The sequence below is a fragment of the Flavivirga jejuensis genome, assembly GCF_030540765.1.
Taxonomy (GTDB): domain Bacteria; phylum Bacteroidota; class Bacteroidia; order Flavobacteriales; family Flavobacteriaceae; genus Flavivirga; species Flavivirga jejuensis.
Map to the genome: position 1 here is coordinate 433,552 of NZ_JAUOEL010000005.1, position 15,944 is coordinate 449,495.

The following is a 15,944-nucleotide window of genomic DNA, read 5'->3' on the forward strand; positions in this document are numbered from 1 at the left end:
TTAAATTTGATTAACGAGTTTTGAATTAATAAGAGACGTATTAATGAAAACAAATGACCCTGAAGAGAGAATAATAAATAAAGCTAACCTATTTAGTGGAAATCAAGTTGAAATGGATAAGGCTTTAGACGAAAACAACCAATTAATATCTATTTTTGTTACTAGCATTAAAACATCGAAAAGTAATAATTCAAATATCAAAAATCGCTAATCGTTGTTCGTTAATCATTATGAAACTCATTAAACACATATCAATATTATTAATACTTACAGCAAGTATAGCTTCTGCGCAAGTTAAATTTGAAGCGAAAGTAAGTAAACAAAAGTTGGGGATTAATGAACGTTTGCGCGTTGACTTTGAAATGAATAAGGACGGGGATAATTTCGACCCTCCAAATTTTTCAAATTTTAACGTAGTAGGGCCAACACAATCTGTAAGCAACTCATGGATTAATGGTGTAAGAACCTATAAGAAGACCTATAGTTATTTTTTAACACCAAAAAAACGCGGTAATTTTACTATTAAACAAGCAACCATTTCAATTGGAGGTGAAATTTACAAGACATTACCCATAAATATTCAAGTTACAGCTGCAGTAGATAAACCCAATGATCCGAATGATGTAAGTTCTATAGCATCGGAGAATATTCATTTGGTTGCTGAGGTCTCAAAAAGCAACCCTTATTTAAACGAGGCAATAACCGTTGTTTACAAACTATATGTATCACCTACCATAGCAGTCGATAATTGGAATGAGATCGATAGTCCTAGATATAATGATTTTTGGAGTCAGAATATTAATACCCAAGGACAAAAAGTTCAAAATGGGACTTTTAATGGTAAAGACTATCGTTTTTTGGTTTTGCGAAAAGCAGTATTATACCCTCAAAAAACAGGAAAGCTAAATATAGAACCGCTAAGTTTAGATATTGTTTTACGTGTGCCTTCTAATAGGCGAGATATTTTTGGAAGTCGTTTAATGACACGTGTTAATAAAACGGTTTCTGCGGGCAATAAAACAATTCAAGTTAAACCATTGCCAGAGGCAGGTAAACCAGTGGATTTTGCAGGAGCTGTTGGCAATTTTAAACTAGATGTAGTAACCTCTAAAAAAGTATTAGATGCGTCTGAGTCGTTTCAAATAAAAGTAGCCGTTAAAGGTAACGGGAATTTAAAGCTTTTTAAGTTACCAAAAATCTCATTACCAAGCTCTTTAGAGGTTTACGAGCCAGAACATAAAGAAGAGGTAAAAACAAATCTATCAGGAATGAGAGGAACCGTTTCAGATAGTTATACCGTTGTGCCACAATACAAAGGGAAGTATCCAATTCCTAGTATTTCTTTTTCATATTTCGATTTAAAAACAGAAAGTTATAAACGATTATCGTCCGATGAAATTATAATAGATGTTTTAAATGGACCTACAAATAACGCTAGTGGAACTTCCGACGGAAATGCTGTAAACAATGGGAAACAACGGGTTGTTTTAAACAACGATCAATTTGCTTTTATAAAAACCAAAACAAGTTTTATTAGTACAAAATCGGTTCATTTCTTTAAAACAAATTTATTTTGGAGTTTGTTATTACTGCCCTTTTTAGCAATTCCTTTAGCCATAGTTGTTCGGAATAAAAAAGCAAATAGAGATGCCGATGTATATGGAAATAGAATTAGAAAGGCAGATAAATTAGCAAAGAAATACCTGAGTAATGCTAAAAAATCACTCGGTAAAAAAGAAGCCTTTTATATTGCTTTAGAGAAAGCATTACATAACTATTTAAAAGCAAGATTACATATTGAAACAAACGATTTAAGTAAAGATAAAGTTAATAGTTTACTAAAAGAAAAACACGTTGATGATAAGACTCTAAAAGACTTTATCGCTATTGTAGAAAATTGCGAACTAGCAAGATATACACCAATAGATGTTGTTACGATGCAAGAAGATTATGATAAGGCAGCAAAAACAATTTCTTTAATCGATAAACAAGCACGTTAAGATGAAAAAAGTTTTTTACATAGTATCGTTTTTGTTAAGCTTAACGGCTTTTTCTCAAAATCAGGCATTGTTTGAAAAGGCCAACGCCTTGTATAATGAAGGGAAATATGCCGAAGCTATAGATAATTATAAAGTTATTTTAGATACTAAGAATCACTCGGCCGATTTGTATTTTAATTTAGCAAATGCACACTACAAATTAAATAGCATTGCACCAAGTATTTATTTTTATGAAAAAGCGTTACAATTAGCGCCTGATGATGCGGATATTAAAAACAATTTGTCATTTGCTCAAAACATGACAATAGATGCTGTTGATGTTATTCCTGAAGCGGGACTTTCTAAACTTATAAAAAATATCACTAACACGATGAGTTTCGATAATTGGGCTCGTATGGCTATTGGCTTGGTGTTTTGTTTTGTAGTTTTATTTCTCATTTATTATTTTGCCTATTCAACATTAAACAAGCGATTAACGTTTATGGGAAGTATAGCATCATTAGTTTTATTATGTATCTCACTTGCATTTGCTTTTCATAAGTACAATTTAGATAAAAAAGATAATCCTGCTATTGTGTTTGCACAAGAAAGCAAAGTAAAAAGCGATCCAAACCCAAGAAGTGAGGAATCATTTAGATTGCATGAAGGGACTAAAATACAAGTATTAGAAACTTATAATGATTGGAAAAAAATTAAGCTTTCTGATGGTAAAATGGGCTGGGTGAACTCAGAAGATATTAAATTGTTGAATGATATTTAATTTTTCTTTAACAAATAATAATATATCTTTGTTTTTCAAATTTTTTAATAGAATGTCTAGAAATATAATTTCTATATGCTTTTCAATAATTTTCATGGTGTTTTTAACAACACCGACCATTATTACTATTGTAGACGATTCTATTGATATCTCTTTCTTTTTTTCTTCGTCTGAAGAAGAAGAAAAAGGTGGAGAAAAAAACAAAGATAAAGAGGTTTTATTTTTTGAATTCAATATTAATGAACTAGACTTCGATTCAAATGAAGCAAAAAATAATTTAGAGTATTACTTCAAAAACTACCCTAAACCTCATTTAAATCTTATCTCACCACCCCCGGAATCACACATATTATAATATACAGATTTAGTAGGCTTTTAAAAGCCTTTTTGATTAGATTAATCACTCTTTAGCTTTTATCAAAGCAAGGAGTATATTTTTATTTATAATATGTTTAAAACTATTAAAAATGACTTACCAGCGAGTATAGTCGTATTTTTTGTTGCATTACCGTTATGTTTAGGTATTGCATTAGCAAGTGGAGCCCCACTTTTCTCAGGAGTAATCGCAGGTATTATTGGGGGTGTTATTGTTGGAACCTTAAGTGGTTCGAAAATTGGAGTTAGTGGCCCAGCTGCGGGATTAGCAGCTATTGTTTTAGCAGCCATAGCAACCTTAGGGAGCTATGAAAACTTTTTAGTGGCTGTAGTATTAGGAGGTGTTATTCAATTGTTATTCGGGATTTTAAAAGCTGGAATTATTGGATATTATTTTCCTTCTTCTGTAATTAAAGGAATGTTAACTGGTATTGGGATTATTATTATTTTAAAACAGATACCTCACTTTTTTGGCTATGATGCCAATCCCGAAGGTGACTTACTCTTCTTTAAATTAGATAGTAAAGGGACTTTTTCAGAATTAATAGGTACTATCAACCATATAAAATTAGGTTCTACGTTAATTGGTGTAATAGGATTAGCCATTTTAATACTTTGGGATAAAGTATTATCTAAAAAAGGGAAAGTGTTTCAGTTAATACAGGGACCACTAGTAGCTGTTATGGTTGGGATTATCTTCTTTGCAGTTACAAAGTCAAATGAAGTTTTAGCAATAGCACAATCACATTTAGTGAATGTTCCTGTTCCTGAAGATGCCTCATCATTTTTTGGTCAATTCAGTTTTCCTAATTTTAGTGTTATTACTAATCCAGATGTATGGATTATTGCATTTACAATTGCTTTAGTAGCAAGTTTAGAAACCTTATTGTGTGTAGAGGCAACCGATAAATTAGATCCTAACAAAAATGTAACGCCTACTAATAGAGAATTGTTAGCTCAAGGCACAGGTAATATTATTTCTGGAATGGTTGGTGGTTTGCCAATAACGCAAGTAATTGTACGTAGTTCAGCAAACATTCAATCAGGCGGTGTGTCAAAAATGTCTGCAATTATTCATGGACTTTTCTTAATAATTTCGGTTATTTTAATTCCTAAGTTATTGAATATGATTCCGCTATCTGTTCTGGCAGCCATACTATTAGTTGTTGGATATAAATTGGCTAAACCTTCATTGTTTAAAAAAATGTATAATTTAGGATGGAAACAATCCATTCCATTTACGGTGACTGTTTTAGGTATCGTATTTATAGATCTTTTATACGGAATAGGGCTTGGATTAAGTGTAGGTATTATAGTTATACTTATAAAAAGTTATCAAAACTCACATTTTCTACATATTGAAGATAATAGTAATGGAAAGCATAAAATAAAAATGACATTTGCCGAAGAGGTTACATTTTTTAATAAAGGGGCTATTCTTAAAGAATTAGATAGTTTACCAAGAGATACCTTTTTAGAATTAGATGTTAGAAAAACAAGATATTTAGATAATGATATTATTGAAATTTTAGAAGATTTTGCGTTTAAAGCTAATGAAAGAGATATTGATATTAAATTGATTTCAGAGCGGGGTAGTGTTGAAAACCCATCGAGCTTTATTGAGTTTTTTAAATTGAGACCAAAATCAACTTAAATCTAAAAATATGAAAAATAAATATAAAATATTAATGCTTTCAGATTTGAAAAAATCGACAAATGCTACATTAAAAAGCACAGTAAGTTTAGCTAAAATGATAAATGGAGATATACAATTTTTTCATGTTAAAAAACCTACAGATGTAATAGAAAAAGAAAATCAATTATCAGCAATTCGTACTATAAATAAAGAACATTTTGCAATTGAAAAGAAAATACAAAATTTGATAAACCCTATTGCAAAAGATTGTGACGTAAACATAAATTATTCGTTTACTTATGGAAATGTAAAAGATGAAGTGCGTAAATACATTAAACTTAATAAACCCGATATAATTGTTATAGGTAAGAAAAAGTCTAAACCACTTGATTTTATGGGTTATGATATTACAAGTTTTATTCTTAAAGAACATAATGGTGTAATAATGATGGCAGATAATAATAATGTATTAGAACCAAATAAAGAAATATCGCTTGGCGTACTGAACGGGGATGAAGAATCATTTAATTTAGAATTTATTGAAGACTTGACAAATCATACCCAAAAGCCTTTGAAATTGTTTAAAATTGGTAAAGACGATTCAAATACAATTTCAAAAACGAATAAGCATATTAACAAAAAAACGATCGAATACGTATTTGAAGCAAGTGATAATACCATTGATAATCTTTCTAATTATGTATCGAAAAATGATATTAACTTGTTATGTGTAAATAGAGAAAGGAAAAACACCGTAAAAAACGAAAAGTCATCGACATCAGATATTAAAACATTTATAGGTAAACTCAATGTTTCGTTTCTAGTTACGGGAGAACAAAAACTATTAGTAAAATAATTTTGCAATATATAAATTTAATTAAAAGATTATGAAAGCACATACAAGAGAAACACAAGCAACAATGACACCACAGAAGTCATTGGAATATTTAAAAGAAGGAAATAAGAGGTTTCAAAAGAACTTAAAAGCTAATAGAAATTTGCTAGAACAGGTAAACGATACTAGCGACGGACAGTTTCCTTTTGCGACCATTTTAAGTTGTATAGACTCCAGAGTATCGGCCGAATTAGTTTTCGATCAAGGCTTAGGTGATATTTTTAGCGTAAGAATAGCGGGAAATTTTGTGAACGAAGATATATTAGGGAGCATGGAATTCGCGTGTAAATTAGCTGGAACCAAACTAATAGTTGTATTAGGGCATACGAGTTGTGGAGCCATAAAAGGTGCTTGCGATGATGCTAAAATGGGTAATTTAACAAAGCTTATTGAAAAGATCACACCAGCAGTAAAAGCTGTTTCCGATCCTAACGATACAAGTTTGAGAAATTCAAAAAACTTGGAATTTGTAGATAATGTCTCTAAGAAGAATGTCGAGTTAACTATTGAAAGAATTATGAAGGAAAGCGATGTATTAGCCGAAATGCAGAATAACGGTGAGATTATGATTGTTGGGGCTATGTATGATATTCATTCAGGACTCGTATCATTCTATGAGTAAATCGCTTATTGATGAAAAATAATAATATGAAAAAAAAAGTAAGTATGGCAGCATTAATCATGGCATTGATGCTGCCCATATTTATGCAAGGTCAAGATAGTAATCTTGGTAATTGGTTAATATATATTGGTAATAAGAAACTAAACTCAAAGTGGAATATTCATAATGAGGTCCAATACAGAAATTATAATGCCATTGGAGATCTTGAACAATTGCTTTTAAGAACAGGTTTAGGCTATACATTCAATGAAAATAAGAATAATGTATTATTAGGGTATGGGTATATAGCTTCAGAAAATTATATAGGAAATACAGATGATAAGGTTTCTGTTAATGAGCATCGGTTATTTCAGCAGTTTACATCAAAACAAAATATAGGACGCGTAAAATTGAATCATCGTTACAGGTTTGAACAACGTTTTGTTGAAGATGATTTTAAGCTACGTTTTCGTTATTTTTTAGGGCTAAATATTCCTTTGTGTAATAAAGAAGATAAAAGCAGTAAATATTATTTTTCTGCATACAATGAAATATTCTTAAATACTAAGACATCTATTTTTGATAGGAATAGAGTATACGGAGGTATTGGTTATAATATCAATAATAACATAAGGTTAGAAGCTGGTTATATGAATCAGTTTTTTGAAACCAGTAGTAGAGATCAACTTAATATTGTAACTTTTGTTACATTTTAAGTTAACTAATAGTTAAAAAGAAACATACTTTAAGTATTGGTTTTTTTATTGGGTGAAGATGAATTAACTTGGTAATTCTAAAAATTTTAATATAAATTATGAAAAATTTGTTTTCAAACATAAAAGGAGATGCTTTTGGTGGCATAACTGCAGGGATTGTTGCGCTTCCATTAGCATTAGCTTTTGGAGTGTCATCAGGTTTAGGTCCAACAGCAGGATTATATGGAGCTATATTTATTAGCTTTTTTGCAGCTCTTTTTGGAGGAACTAATACGCAAATTTCTGGACCTACAGCGCCAATGACAGCTGTAAGTATGGTCGTAATAGCAGGGATTATAGCTACAAACGATGGAGATGTAACTAAGGCTTTGCCAGTAATTTTAACGGTCTTTTTATTAGCTGGTTTAATGCAAGTTGGTCTAGGTGCATTGGGTTTGGGTAAATACATTAGATATATTCCGTATCCAGTTGTTTCTGGTTTTATGACGGCTATTGGTGTTATTATTTTATTAACACAAATATTACCCTCAATAGGGTATTACCCTAAAGAAGATGCAGAATTTGTAAGCACGTTTAAACCGCAAGCAGAAAACGTTATCCTTAAAAATATTATCGAAGAAGAAAAAGGAGAAGGAATTCTAGTGTTAGAGGATTTTAAAGAAACTATTTCTAGATCCCAAGCTATTTCGCAAGAAGATATTTTAAGAGAATCTCAAACGCTGGCAAAGAATGAAGGGAAAAACGCTTTTGGTATATTAAGAATATTACCTAGAGCTTTACAAAATATTAATTGGTTAGAATTGGCACTAGCACTAGGAACTATATTTATAATTTATGGATTTAAACGCATTACAAAAGCACTTCCGAGTACTTTAGTAGCACTACTAATAATGTCTGGTATAGCTGTTGGTTTTGGTTTAGATTATAGACCTATTGAAGAAATTCCTAGCGGGTTCCCTATTCCCAATCTAGAGATTTTTACAAGTTTTAGTCTCAATAGTATAACGCCTTATGTGTTTACTGCTCTTACATTAGCCTTATTAGGTGCTATTGACTCTTTATTAACAAGTGTTGTGGCAGATAATATGACTAAGACCAAACATAAGCCAAATAAAGAATTAGTAGGCCAAGGTATAGGTAACAGTATAGCAGCTATCTTTGGTGGTATTCCAGGCGCTGGAGCTACCATAAGAACAGTCGTTAATATTACTTCTGGAGGAAAAACCAAACTTTCAGGAATGATTGCGGGTATTTTACTGTTAATAATATTATTAGCTCTTGGACCGATAGCATCAAAAATCCCCGCTGCTGTTTTAGCAGGAATTTTAATTACTGTAGGCATTGGTGTTATGGATTATAAAGGTTTAAAAGCCATACCAAGTTTACCAAGAGATATTAAATTTGGACCTCTCAGATTAAGTTCAGAAGTATTAATAATGATTGTTGTATTACTGCTTTCAACATTTTGGGATTTAATTTACGCTGTGGGTATTGGACTAGTTATTGCATCTTTAATGTTTATGAAGAAGATAGGAGATCTAACCGCAGAACGCTCGGATGTGAAACCTCTTAAAGAAGAAGCCTGGGCAGATGAGATTGGTTTTCCTGATAATTTAAAAGAAGAAGTATTTATAAAACATCTTAAGGGGCCTTTGTTTTTTGGGTCAACAAGCGATTTTCAGCAATTAACAGCCCAAATTCCAGATACTGCTGAAACGGTAGTTTTAAGATTAGGACGTATGCAATATATGGACCAATCTGGACTATATGCTATGGAAGATATGCTTCAGGAATTAAGCAAAAAAGATATTGAAGTACTGTTTGTCGGCTTGCTAAAACAGCCAAAATATATGATGGAACGTATTGATATTATTCCAGATTTAATTCCAAAAGAGCATTTGTTCGAGGATTTCGAACACTGTATGGATTGGATTAAAGCAAATGTGAAAAATAAATATTAGAAATGTATTAATCTCATTTTTCTTGCGTCGAACTCAGGTTTTTATACTTCATTATCTGTAGCATCCTCTTCTTCATCGGTTAAGATACTCGGAAGAATCATTGGCACTAAAGATTTTACTGGGTTATAAAGTACAGAAGCTTCTAAATTTTTCTCTTCAGCAAACGGAATCGCATTATTCATTTTATCAAAAACAATTAAAATTACACTTAAAATCAGTGCAATTTTAAGCCCTCCAAAAACACCCCCAAGAAGTTTGTTTATAATACCAAGAGCAGCAAAATTTGCTAATTTGGTTAGTGCTTTTCCTGCTAATGCAATGGCTAAAACGATTATAACAAAGGTTATTGCAAAAGCAACGATGTTAATAGTTTTCTCATCCCAATCTACTTTGCTTTCTAAAAACTCACCAGCAAAATTGCTGAAATGGATGGCGCCATAAACACCAGCAATTAAAGCAACTAAAGAAGCTATTTCAACAAAAAGTCCTTTCATAAAACCACGAACAAGACCAAACAAAATCAAAGCTCCTAAAACAATGTCTATAATACTCATGATTATTAGAATTTAAACAAATATAAAATAATAGTCCCACATAGGTTTATTAACTTTGCTACTTTCAAATTATTATGTCTAGAGATGAACAATTAAAAAAACGCTGGCAACTGATAGTTAATAAACTATCCGATCAATTTGCAGATGGAGACATTTTAGATCTTGATGCTATTATCTATTTAATAGGTGTGCAAGAACTCGGGCAACTAGATAAAAGCTTTAAAAAAGACCAAAAATTAGACCTCATGCACATTGCTATCTGCAAATTATTGACGCCTTATGGGTATTACGAACTCGATTTTGTAGATAACGAAGGATGGCCACATTATAAAACGCTTGAAGCACTTCCTCATTTAAAAGCGGGTGAACAAAGTATTTTAATGAAAGAAGCCATAGTCAATTATTTTATAGAGACTGAATATATTAGCTAGTTTTCGATAATGACTCTTTACTTTGTGCGCTCAAAAGGCTTTTTTATATTTTTAAAATCCCTAACATTCAGATTTACTTAAGAGAGACTTTAAGAGAGAATTCGAATTATAAAGAGCTTGAACAATTACTCCATCACTAGGACAATTCTAACAAAATTGATTAAATTTGCCGTCATTTAGAAGCTGAAATAAATTCAGCACAATGTTGAATATCATGATAGATAAGATAAAAGAACACATTGCCGAAGCAGAAGCCTTTAAAACCCAATCTAAAGAAGAAGTAGAAACATTTCGTATAAAATATTTAGGTAGAAAAGGGTTGTTAAATGATTTTTTTGCTGAGTTTAAAAATGTAGCTAACGATCAGAAAAAAGAATTTGGTCAAACTATTAATAAGCTTAAAAAAACAGCTGAAGATAAGGTAAATGCTTTAAAAGAAGAGCTGGAAAGTAAAGAAGAGGTAAAAGGCATCTATGGTGATTTATCAAGACCAGGAGAACCCGTCCTAATTGGGGCGCGTCACCCTGTTTCGATTGTTAAAAATCAAATTACCGACATTTTTTCTCGTATAGGTTTTAATGTTAGTGAAGGTCCAGAAATAGAAGATGATTGGCATAATTTTACAGCCTTAAACTTACCAGAATATCATCCAGCACGTGATATGCAGGATACGTTTTTTATTCAAACAAATCCAGACATTTTATTGCGTACACATACAAGTTCTGTACAAGTACGTTATATGGAAAATAACGCGCCTCCAATTCGTACTATCTCACCAGGTAGAGTTTATAGAAACGAAGCCATTTCGGCACGTTCGCACTGCTTTTTTCATCAAGTAGAAGGTTTATATATAGATAAAGATGTAAGCTTTGCAGATTTAAAACAAACACTTCAACACTTTACTACCGAGATGTTTGGAAAAAGTAAAATACGTTTAAGACCGTCGTACTTCCCATTTACAGAACCAAGTGCAGAAATAGATGTGTATTGGGGATTGGAAACTGAAACCGACTATAAAATAACAAAAGGAACTGGTTGGTTAGAAATTGGAGGTTGTGGCATGGTAGATCCTAATGTTTTAGAAAACTGTAAAATAGACCCAACAGAATATTCAGGGTTTGCTTTTGGAGTTGGTATAGACCGTATTGCAATGTTACTACACCAAATAGGCGATATTCGTTTATTAAGTGAGAATGATGTTAGGTTTCTAGAACAATTTAAGAGTGCTTTATAACGTTGAAAAAAGACATTCAAATTCCAGAAGTTAGAGATGTTTATGTGGCTGTTGTAAACGAATATAATGATGTTTACAAGACACAAGATTGGAATGCCTATATAATAAACGATAAAGATGTGGATCTAGATATGATCCTTATTGTTACCAGTGGTTATTCTGATGATAAAAAAACATCTATATTTAGAAAAAAGCTGGATAAGCTTCCAAAAAAAAGCTACGCAAAAATAGAATTGATGCAAGAGGAATTGTTCGCTATCAATAACACCTTTAAAGTCTCTTTTTTTGAGGGCAATACGATGTTTGATAAAACATACTTATTTAGAAAAAATACGATTAATTTAAAAGCGTTACAGCCTATACCTTTGATGCAAGTAAAGGGTGTTTTGGTGAAATAAATTCTTAATCCTAGACCTTTCCGTTTTTAATCTAAAAATTCTTCGACCCTTGGGTCGGGGTTTCCAATTAACATCTCCTTTGGAGAGGTCAGAACTGCCTTTTTTTGCAGTTCTGGGTGAGGCAAAATAACAAAATTCGATTTTTGCCTCTATAAAGGCAAAATGAAACTGGCGAAATACCCCTATGGCTTGCCTCAGGGATAGTCAGTTTCAAGAATTTTTTATTGGAATCGAATCCTCAATTCAACTTATCGGTTAGTTTTTTAAATACTTTTTTAGGGTTTTTACCTTCATATAAAATTTGATAAACCGCATTAATAATTGGGAGTTGTGTCTTTTTAGCATTTTTAAGATTAAGTAAATGGGCGCTTTTTGTAGCATAATAGCCTTCGGCTACCATATTCATTTCCATTTGAGCCGATTTTACAGTATAACCTTTACCAATCATATTGCCAAACATGCGATTTCTAGAAAAGACCGAATAACCAGTTACTAATAAATCTCCCAGATAAGCAGAGTTATTAATGTTACGTTTCATTTTATGCATTTTTTTAATAAAACGTTTCATTTCGCGAATGGCATTACTCATTAGGACACTTTGGAAATTATCACCATAACCTAAACCATGTGCAATTCCCGCAGCAATAGCATATATGTTTTTTAACATAACAGCATATTCTACGCCTATAATATCATCATTAGTTTTAGTTTTTATATAATCGCTAGAAAATTTGTTAGCTATTACTTTTGCTTTTTTGAGGTCTGAACATGAAATTGTTAGGTAAGACAATCGTTCTAAAGCGACTTCTTCGGCATGACAAGGACCAGCTATAACCGCAATATTATCATAAGGGATATTATAAACATTATGAAAATGCTCACCAACTAAAAGCCCTGTTTCGGGCATAATGCCTTTAATAGCAGATACAATTGTTTTATTAGAAATATCAATATTTAGTTTTTCTAACTCTGCATGAATAAAGGCAGAAGGAATTACAAAAATTAAAACATCGGCATAAGCAGCTATTTCATTAATATCGTTGCTAATTTTTAGTTGCTCTAAATGAAACTCAACAGAACTTAAATAATTAGGATTGTGTTGCTCTTTTAATAAATGTTCTTTAGTGTAAACACTTCGCATATACCAACCAACTTCATTTAAATTTTCGCAAAGCATTTTTACAATAGCAGTAGCCCAGCTTCCTGCTCCAAAGACCGCATATTTTAAAGGTTTATCCATAAATAACATTCATTTATGGTTCAAAAATACACAAAATAATAATCATTGCTAAGTCAAGAAAAGATTAAGAAATTCTTTTTTGGCACGTGTTTTGAAAATACTAAAAATATAAACTAGAAAATGTTTGATTATGAAGACAGTAAAATTACTTTTTAGCTTTGCTTTAACAGCAACATTGTTTACATCATGCTATACAGAAGTAAATATTGATGACGAACCAATAATTTCAATAAATGAATTATTAAACTCGCATGAATTATGGTATGTTGATATTAATAGAACAAAAGGATTTGGAGAAACACCTTTTTTACAAATAGCATTTACGATATCTTTTAGAAATGGTGTTATATATGCAAATAACAATATCGTTGGATTAGGAGATAGCGGTAACGGTTTTGGTATCGATGTAGGAACATATGATGCTTACAATATGATCTTAGATGTTACTCATGATATTGATGGATTCGAAACTTTTGATGTTTTTCAAATAGATAGTAATACTTTAGAGCTTTACAATCCTAATAATGACACTTCTTATTTTCTAGAAGGCTATCAACGTAGCAATTTTGATTATGATTTTGTTTTCTATGATAACATTCATTATTTCTTACAAGAATATGAAGCTTGGGAAAAGACGTATACAAGTTCTTTTGGAGCTATAAATGAATTTGATAATGAAAACTATTTACAATTTTTATCTGGAGGAAATGATTCTACATTTGAAAGCTCACAAGATGACAATGGTACAGCAGTAAATAATCTTACATGGCATTATTCAGGAATATATGGTGTTGGAGATGTTAACGGAGATATGTACTTGAAAACTTTAACATTAGATTATGATTTCTTCAACAATGAATACTTCGAATTGAGCGTTATAAATGACGAGAAGATAGAGTTGTTTCACCCATCATCTGAAACAGTTTATGAGTTTGAAGGCAGGGGGTATATACAATACCTAAAAACATCAGATACAAAAAAAGGAAAAACAAACATTTCGCTTGATAAGAAGCGTAAGTATAGAAAAGATAAAGTAGAAAACCCAAGGGAAAATACTCGGGTTAAATAAAAATTTTGGTTGGTTATTTAGTTTAGAAACCGTTTAAAGAGTTAATCTTTGAGCGGTTTCTTCTTTTTATAGAATTCTCCATACTATTTAATTAAGCGCAGATGCTATGCCTTTCTAAAAGCGCTTAATCTGAACAAATTTTCAACTCTTCTTCGATTAAAAATAAAAAGGCAAGGTGAGTTCATTTAAGAAAATCATAAAATATGTGACGATATAATTCTTTTAGTGTCTAAAAAATATAACCTTAAAAAAAACGTAGACATATAATGGGATTATTTTCATTCATTAAAAAGGCTGGGGCTGAGATATTTGGAATTGGTAATGCAGATCCAGACGATGCAGCCGAAGTAGCCGCAGAAGAACTTAGATTAGAAAAGGCAGCGGTAAATAGACTTAAAGAAATAATCAAAGATTTTGAATTAAAAGTAGAAAAATTAGATATTTTTATTGATGGCGACGTTGCTATGATTTCTGGATTGGCTTACGATCAGGCTACCAAAGAAAAAGTAGTTTTAATTGTTGGGAACTCTAACGGGATTGCCATTGTTGATGACCAGATGATAGTAGAACATGTAGCACCTATAGCCCAATTTCACACGGTAGTAAGTGGTGATACTTTAGGGGAAATCGCAAAAGGATTTTATAATGATGCTATGAAATATCCCATTATTTTTGAAGCAAATAAACCAATGCTTACGCATCCAGATAAAATTTATCCAGGACAATTATTACGCATTCCAGTCTTAGACTAGGATTTATTTATTAGCACATTGTTTGTAAAGCCAGTTTATTTTTAAGCTGGCTTTTTTTTGTTTAAACCTGAGCTCGATAGGAAAATGAGGTTGTTTTTTAGAGAGTTTAAGAGTTTCAAATGTTACTTAATAATGCTATTTATAAAAATTCATCTCATCCAAGTACTCCCATACAAATTCTGGAAGCATCGGCTTTACGTTTTTGCCTGTTTTAATAGCGTTACGTATTAGTGTTGAAGAAAGTTCCATAATTGGAGCATCGATATAGTGTATTTTTTTATGACCATCAAATTGCGTTTCTATCTTATTTTTAGAAATGCGAGGGTATACATAAATATGATGATTTTCAAGGATTAACTCATAGTTTTTCCATTTATGAAAACTCTTTAAGTTGTCCTCACCCATAATTAAAGAAAACGCATGATCTGGGTATTTTTCTTGTAAATAAACAAGCGTATTAATGGTATAGTTAGGCTGTGGTAAGTTAAATTCTATATCGCTTGGTTTAAGTTTTGTATAATCTTTAGTAGCACGATACACCATTTCTAAACGTTGGTAATTATCTAATAAGCTACTTTTCTTTTTAAATGGATTATGAGGGGTTACTACAAACCAAACTTGGTCTAAATCGCTATATTCTGCTAAATGATTGGCAATAACTAAATGACCAATATGAATGGGATTAAAAGAACCAAAAAATAACCCAACTTTCATTTTAATATTTTTAAGAGTTTACGAAATCACTAACTAATTTATGAGCATTTTTAAGAGCGCTATCTAAATTGTCGTTTATAACAATAACATCAAATAAAGGTGCCGTTGCTAGTTCAGCCGAAGCTTTTGCAACCCGCATATTTATTTTATCTTCACTTTCTGTTTTACGTTTTTTTAATCTAATTTTTAGCTCGTCAATACTCGGTGGTTTTACAAAAATAGCGAGTGTTTGCTCTGGAAATTTTCGTTTTATACGCAAGCCACCAGATACATCAATATCAAAAATAACATGTTTTCCCATGGCCCAAATACGCTCCACTTCCGTTTTTAAAGTACCATAAAAGTTATCGCGATATACTTCTTCCCATTCTAAAAATGCGTCATTTTTAATTTTAGACTTAAAATCGTTAGCAGATAAAAAATAATAATCTTTTGCATCTATTTCTTCACCTCGCTTTTCTCGTGAGGTTGCCGAGATTGAAAATTCTAAATTTAGATCTTCAAGACCTAACAGGTGCTTTACAATGGTTGTTTTTCCAGAACCAGAAGGCGCAGAAAATACGATGAGTTTACCTTTGTTTTTTGTCTTTTGTTTCGTCACTTACTAC

Annotated in this window: 18 protein-coding genes; 14 read left to right on the forward strand and 4 right to left on the reverse strand. The window is 31.5% G+C overall.

Annotation, left to right across the window (positions count from 1 at the left end; translation table 11 throughout):
* The first annotated feature begins 43 nt into the window (after nt 1–43).
* The 9 genes from Q4Q40_RS15875 (at nt 44) to Q4Q40_RS15915 (ending at nt 8,944) form a co-directional block, all read left to right on the forward strand.
* Entirely contained in the window at nt 44–211 is a 168-nt protein-coding gene (locus Q4Q40_RS15875) for a hypothetical protein (RefSeq protein WP_303302890.1), read from the forward strand.
* Nucleotides 212–230: 19 nt separating this feature from the next.
* Nucleotides 231–2,000 carry a BatD family protein gene (locus Q4Q40_RS15880; RefSeq protein WP_303302891.1) on the forward strand — a complete coding sequence of 590 codons (1,770 nt, stop codon included), beginning with the start codon at nt 231–233 and terminating at the stop codon, nt 1,998–2,000.
* A gap of 1 nt (nt 2,001) precedes the next feature.
* Nucleotides 2,002–2,760, forward strand: a complete 759-nt coding sequence (locus Q4Q40_RS15885) for an SH3 domain-containing protein (protein WP_303302892.1) — start codon at nt 2,002–2,004, stop codon at nt 2,758–2,760.
* Between the two features lie 52 nt (nt 2,761–2,812).
* Complete coding sequence (locus tag Q4Q40_RS15890) at nt 2,813–3,115, forward strand: hypothetical protein (RefSeq protein WP_303302893.1); 303 nt, start codon at nt 2,813–2,815, stop codon at nt 3,113–3,115.
* 93 nt (nt 3,116–3,208) lie between these two features.
* The gene (locus Q4Q40_RS15895) at nt 3,209–4,789 is read left to right on the forward strand and encodes a SulP family inorganic anion transporter (RefSeq protein ID WP_303302894.1); all 1,581 of its coding nucleotides are present in this window, start codon (nt 3,209–3,211) and stop codon (nt 4,787–4,789) included.
* A 10-nt stretch (nt 4,790–4,799) separates the two neighbouring features.
* Nucleotides 4,800–5,627 (forward strand): universal stress protein, encoded by an 828-nt coding sequence (locus tag Q4Q40_RS15900; protein ID WP_303302895.1) that lies wholly within the window; start codon nt 4,800–4,802, stop codon nt 5,625–5,627.
* A 31-nt stretch (nt 5,628–5,658) separates the two neighbouring features.
* Nucleotides 5,659–6,288 carry a carbonic anhydrase family protein gene (locus Q4Q40_RS15905; protein ID WP_303302896.1) on the forward strand — a complete coding sequence of 210 codons (630 nt, stop codon included), beginning with the start codon at nt 5,659–5,661 and terminating at the stop codon, nt 6,286–6,288.
* A 26-nt stretch (nt 6,289–6,314) separates the two neighbouring features.
* Nucleotides 6,315–6,983, forward strand: a complete 669-nt coding sequence (locus Q4Q40_RS15910) for a DUF2490 domain-containing protein (protein WP_303302897.1) — start codon at nt 6,315–6,317, stop codon at nt 6,981–6,983.
* A 98-nt stretch (nt 6,984–7,081) separates the two neighbouring features.
* Nucleotides 7,082–8,944: a SulP family inorganic anion transporter gene (locus Q4Q40_RS15915; protein ID WP_303302898.1), complete on the forward strand. Its 1,863-nt coding sequence runs from the start codon at nt 7,082–7,084 to the stop codon at nt 8,942–8,944.
* A gap of 41 nt (nt 8,945–8,985) precedes the next feature.
* Here Q4Q40_RS15915 and Q4Q40_RS15920 read toward each other — a convergent pair whose 3' ends face one another.
* A complete protein-coding gene (locus tag Q4Q40_RS15920; protein WP_303302899.1) occupies nt 8,986–9,498 on the reverse strand; it encodes a CvpA family protein in 513 nt (170 codons plus the stop codon).
* Between the two features lie 74 nt (nt 9,499–9,572).
* On the opposite strand from Q4Q40_RS15920, the gene Q4Q40_RS15925 reads away from it, so the two are divergent.
* The 3 genes from Q4Q40_RS15925 to Q4Q40_RS15935 all read left to right on the forward strand — a co-directional run bounded on the left by Q4Q40_RS15925 (nt 9,573) and on the right by Q4Q40_RS15935 (nt 11,561).
* Nucleotides 9,573–9,929 carry a hypothetical protein gene (locus tag Q4Q40_RS15925; RefSeq protein ID WP_303302900.1) on the forward strand — a complete coding sequence of 119 codons (357 nt, stop codon included), beginning with the start codon at nt 9,573–9,575 and terminating at the stop codon, nt 9,927–9,929.
* 214 nt (nt 9,930–10,143) lie between these two features.
* A complete protein-coding gene (gene pheS / locus Q4Q40_RS15930) occupies nt 10,144–11,163 on the forward strand; it encodes a phenylalanine--tRNA ligase subunit alpha (protein WP_303302901.1) in 1,020 nt (339 codons plus the stop codon).
* Between the two features lie 2 nt (nt 11,164–11,165).
* Nucleotides 11,166–11,561, forward strand: coding sequence for a hypothetical protein (locus Q4Q40_RS15935; RefSeq protein WP_303302902.1), 396 nt, complete (start codon nt 11,166–11,168; stop codon nt 11,559–11,561).
* A gap of 238 nt (nt 11,562–11,799) precedes the next feature.
* On the opposite strand, the gene Q4Q40_RS15940 is transcribed toward Q4Q40_RS15935, so the two are convergent.
* On the reverse strand, nt 11,800–12,801 hold the full coding sequence (locus Q4Q40_RS15940; protein WP_303302903.1) for an NAD(P)H-dependent glycerol-3-phosphate dehydrogenase: 1,002 nt from the start codon (nt 12,799–12,801) through the stop codon (nt 11,800–11,802).
* Nucleotides 12,802–12,931: 130 nt separating this feature from the next.
* Here Q4Q40_RS15940 and Q4Q40_RS15945 point away from each other — a divergent pair, with 130 nt between their 5' ends.
* The gene (locus Q4Q40_RS15945; protein ID WP_303302904.1) at nt 12,932–13,870 is read left to right on the forward strand and encodes a nicotinic acid mononucleotide adenyltransferase; all 939 of its coding nucleotides are present in this window, start codon (nt 12,932–12,934) and stop codon (nt 13,868–13,870) included.
* 266 nt (nt 13,871–14,136) lie between these two features.
* Nucleotides 14,137–14,622: a peptidoglycan-binding protein LysM gene (lysM, locus tag Q4Q40_RS15950; RefSeq protein ID WP_303302905.1), complete on the forward strand. Its 486-nt coding sequence runs from the start codon at nt 14,137–14,139 to the stop codon at nt 14,620–14,622.
* A 135-nt stretch (nt 14,623–14,757) separates the two neighbouring features.
* On the opposite strand, the gene nadD is transcribed toward lysM, so the two are convergent.
* Both nadD and gmk read right to left on the reverse strand, forming a co-directional pair.
* Nucleotides 14,758–15,336 carry a nicotinate (nicotinamide) nucleotide adenylyltransferase gene (gene nadD, locus Q4Q40_RS15955; protein WP_303302906.1) on the reverse strand — a complete coding sequence of 193 codons (579 nt, stop codon included), beginning with the start codon at nt 15,334–15,336 and terminating at the stop codon, nt 14,758–14,760.
* Between the two features lie 10 nt (nt 15,337–15,346).
* Nucleotides 15,347–15,937: a guanylate kinase gene (gmk, locus tag Q4Q40_RS15960; RefSeq protein WP_303302907.1), complete on the reverse strand. Its 591-nt coding sequence runs from the start codon at nt 15,935–15,937 to the stop codon at nt 15,347–15,349.
* Nucleotides 15,938–15,944 lie beyond the last annotated feature (7 nt).

Coding starts and splice junctions, on each gene's coding strand:
- Q4Q40_RS15880 (WP_303302891.1), top strand. CDS start 231: ATGAAACTCATTAAACACATATCAATATTATTAATACTTACAGCAAGT.
- lysM (WP_303302905.1), top strand. CDS start 14,137: ATGGGATTATTTTCATTCATTAAAAAGGCTGGGGCTGAGATATTTGGA.
- Q4Q40_RS15875 (WP_303302890.1), top strand. CDS start 44: ATGAAAACAAATGACCCTGAAGAGAGAATAATAAATAAAGCTAACCTA.
- Q4Q40_RS15910 (WP_303302897.1), top strand. CDS start 6,315: ATGAAAAAAAAAGTAAGTATGGCAGCATTAATCATGGCATTGATGCTG.
- pheS (WP_303302901.1), top strand. CDS start 10,144: ATGATAGATAAGATAAAAGAACACATTGCCGAAGCAGAAGCCTTTAAA.
- Q4Q40_RS15905 (WP_303302896.1), top strand. CDS start 5,659: ATGAAAGCACATACAAGAGAAACACAAGCAACAATGACACCACAGAAG.
- Q4Q40_RS15945 (WP_303302904.1), top strand. CDS start 12,932: ATGAAGACAGTAAAATTACTTTTTAGCTTTGCTTTAACAGCAACATTG.
- Q4Q40_RS15900 (WP_303302895.1), top strand. CDS start 4,800: ATGAAAAATAAATATAAAATATTAATGCTTTCAGATTTGAAAAAATCG.
- nadD (WP_303302906.1), bottom strand. CDS start 15,336: ATGAAAGTTGGGTTATTTTTTGGTTCTTTTAATCCCATTCATATTGGT.
- Q4Q40_RS15890 (WP_303302893.1), top strand. CDS start 2,813: ATGTCTAGAAATATAATTTCTATATGCTTTTCAATAATTTTCATGGTG.
- Q4Q40_RS15925 (WP_303302900.1), top strand. CDS start 9,573: ATGTCTAGAGATGAACAATTAAAAAAACGCTGGCAACTGATAGTTAAT.
- Q4Q40_RS15915 (WP_303302898.1), top strand. CDS start 7,082: ATGAAAAATTTGTTTTCAAACATAAAAGGAGATGCTTTTGGTGGCATA.
- Q4Q40_RS15885 (WP_303302892.1), top strand. CDS start 2,002: ATGAAAAAAGTTTTTTACATAGTATCGTTTTTGTTAAGCTTAACGGCT.
- Q4Q40_RS15920 (WP_303302899.1), bottom strand. CDS start 9,498: ATGAGTATTATAGACATTGTTTTAGGAGCTTTGATTTTGTTTGGTCTT.
- Q4Q40_RS15940 (WP_303302903.1), bottom strand. CDS start 12,801: ATGGATAAACCTTTAAAATATGCGGTCTTTGGAGCAGGAAGCTGGGCT.
- Q4Q40_RS15895 (WP_303302894.1), top strand. CDS start 3,209: ATGTTTAAAACTATTAAAAATGACTTACCAGCGAGTATAGTCGTATTT.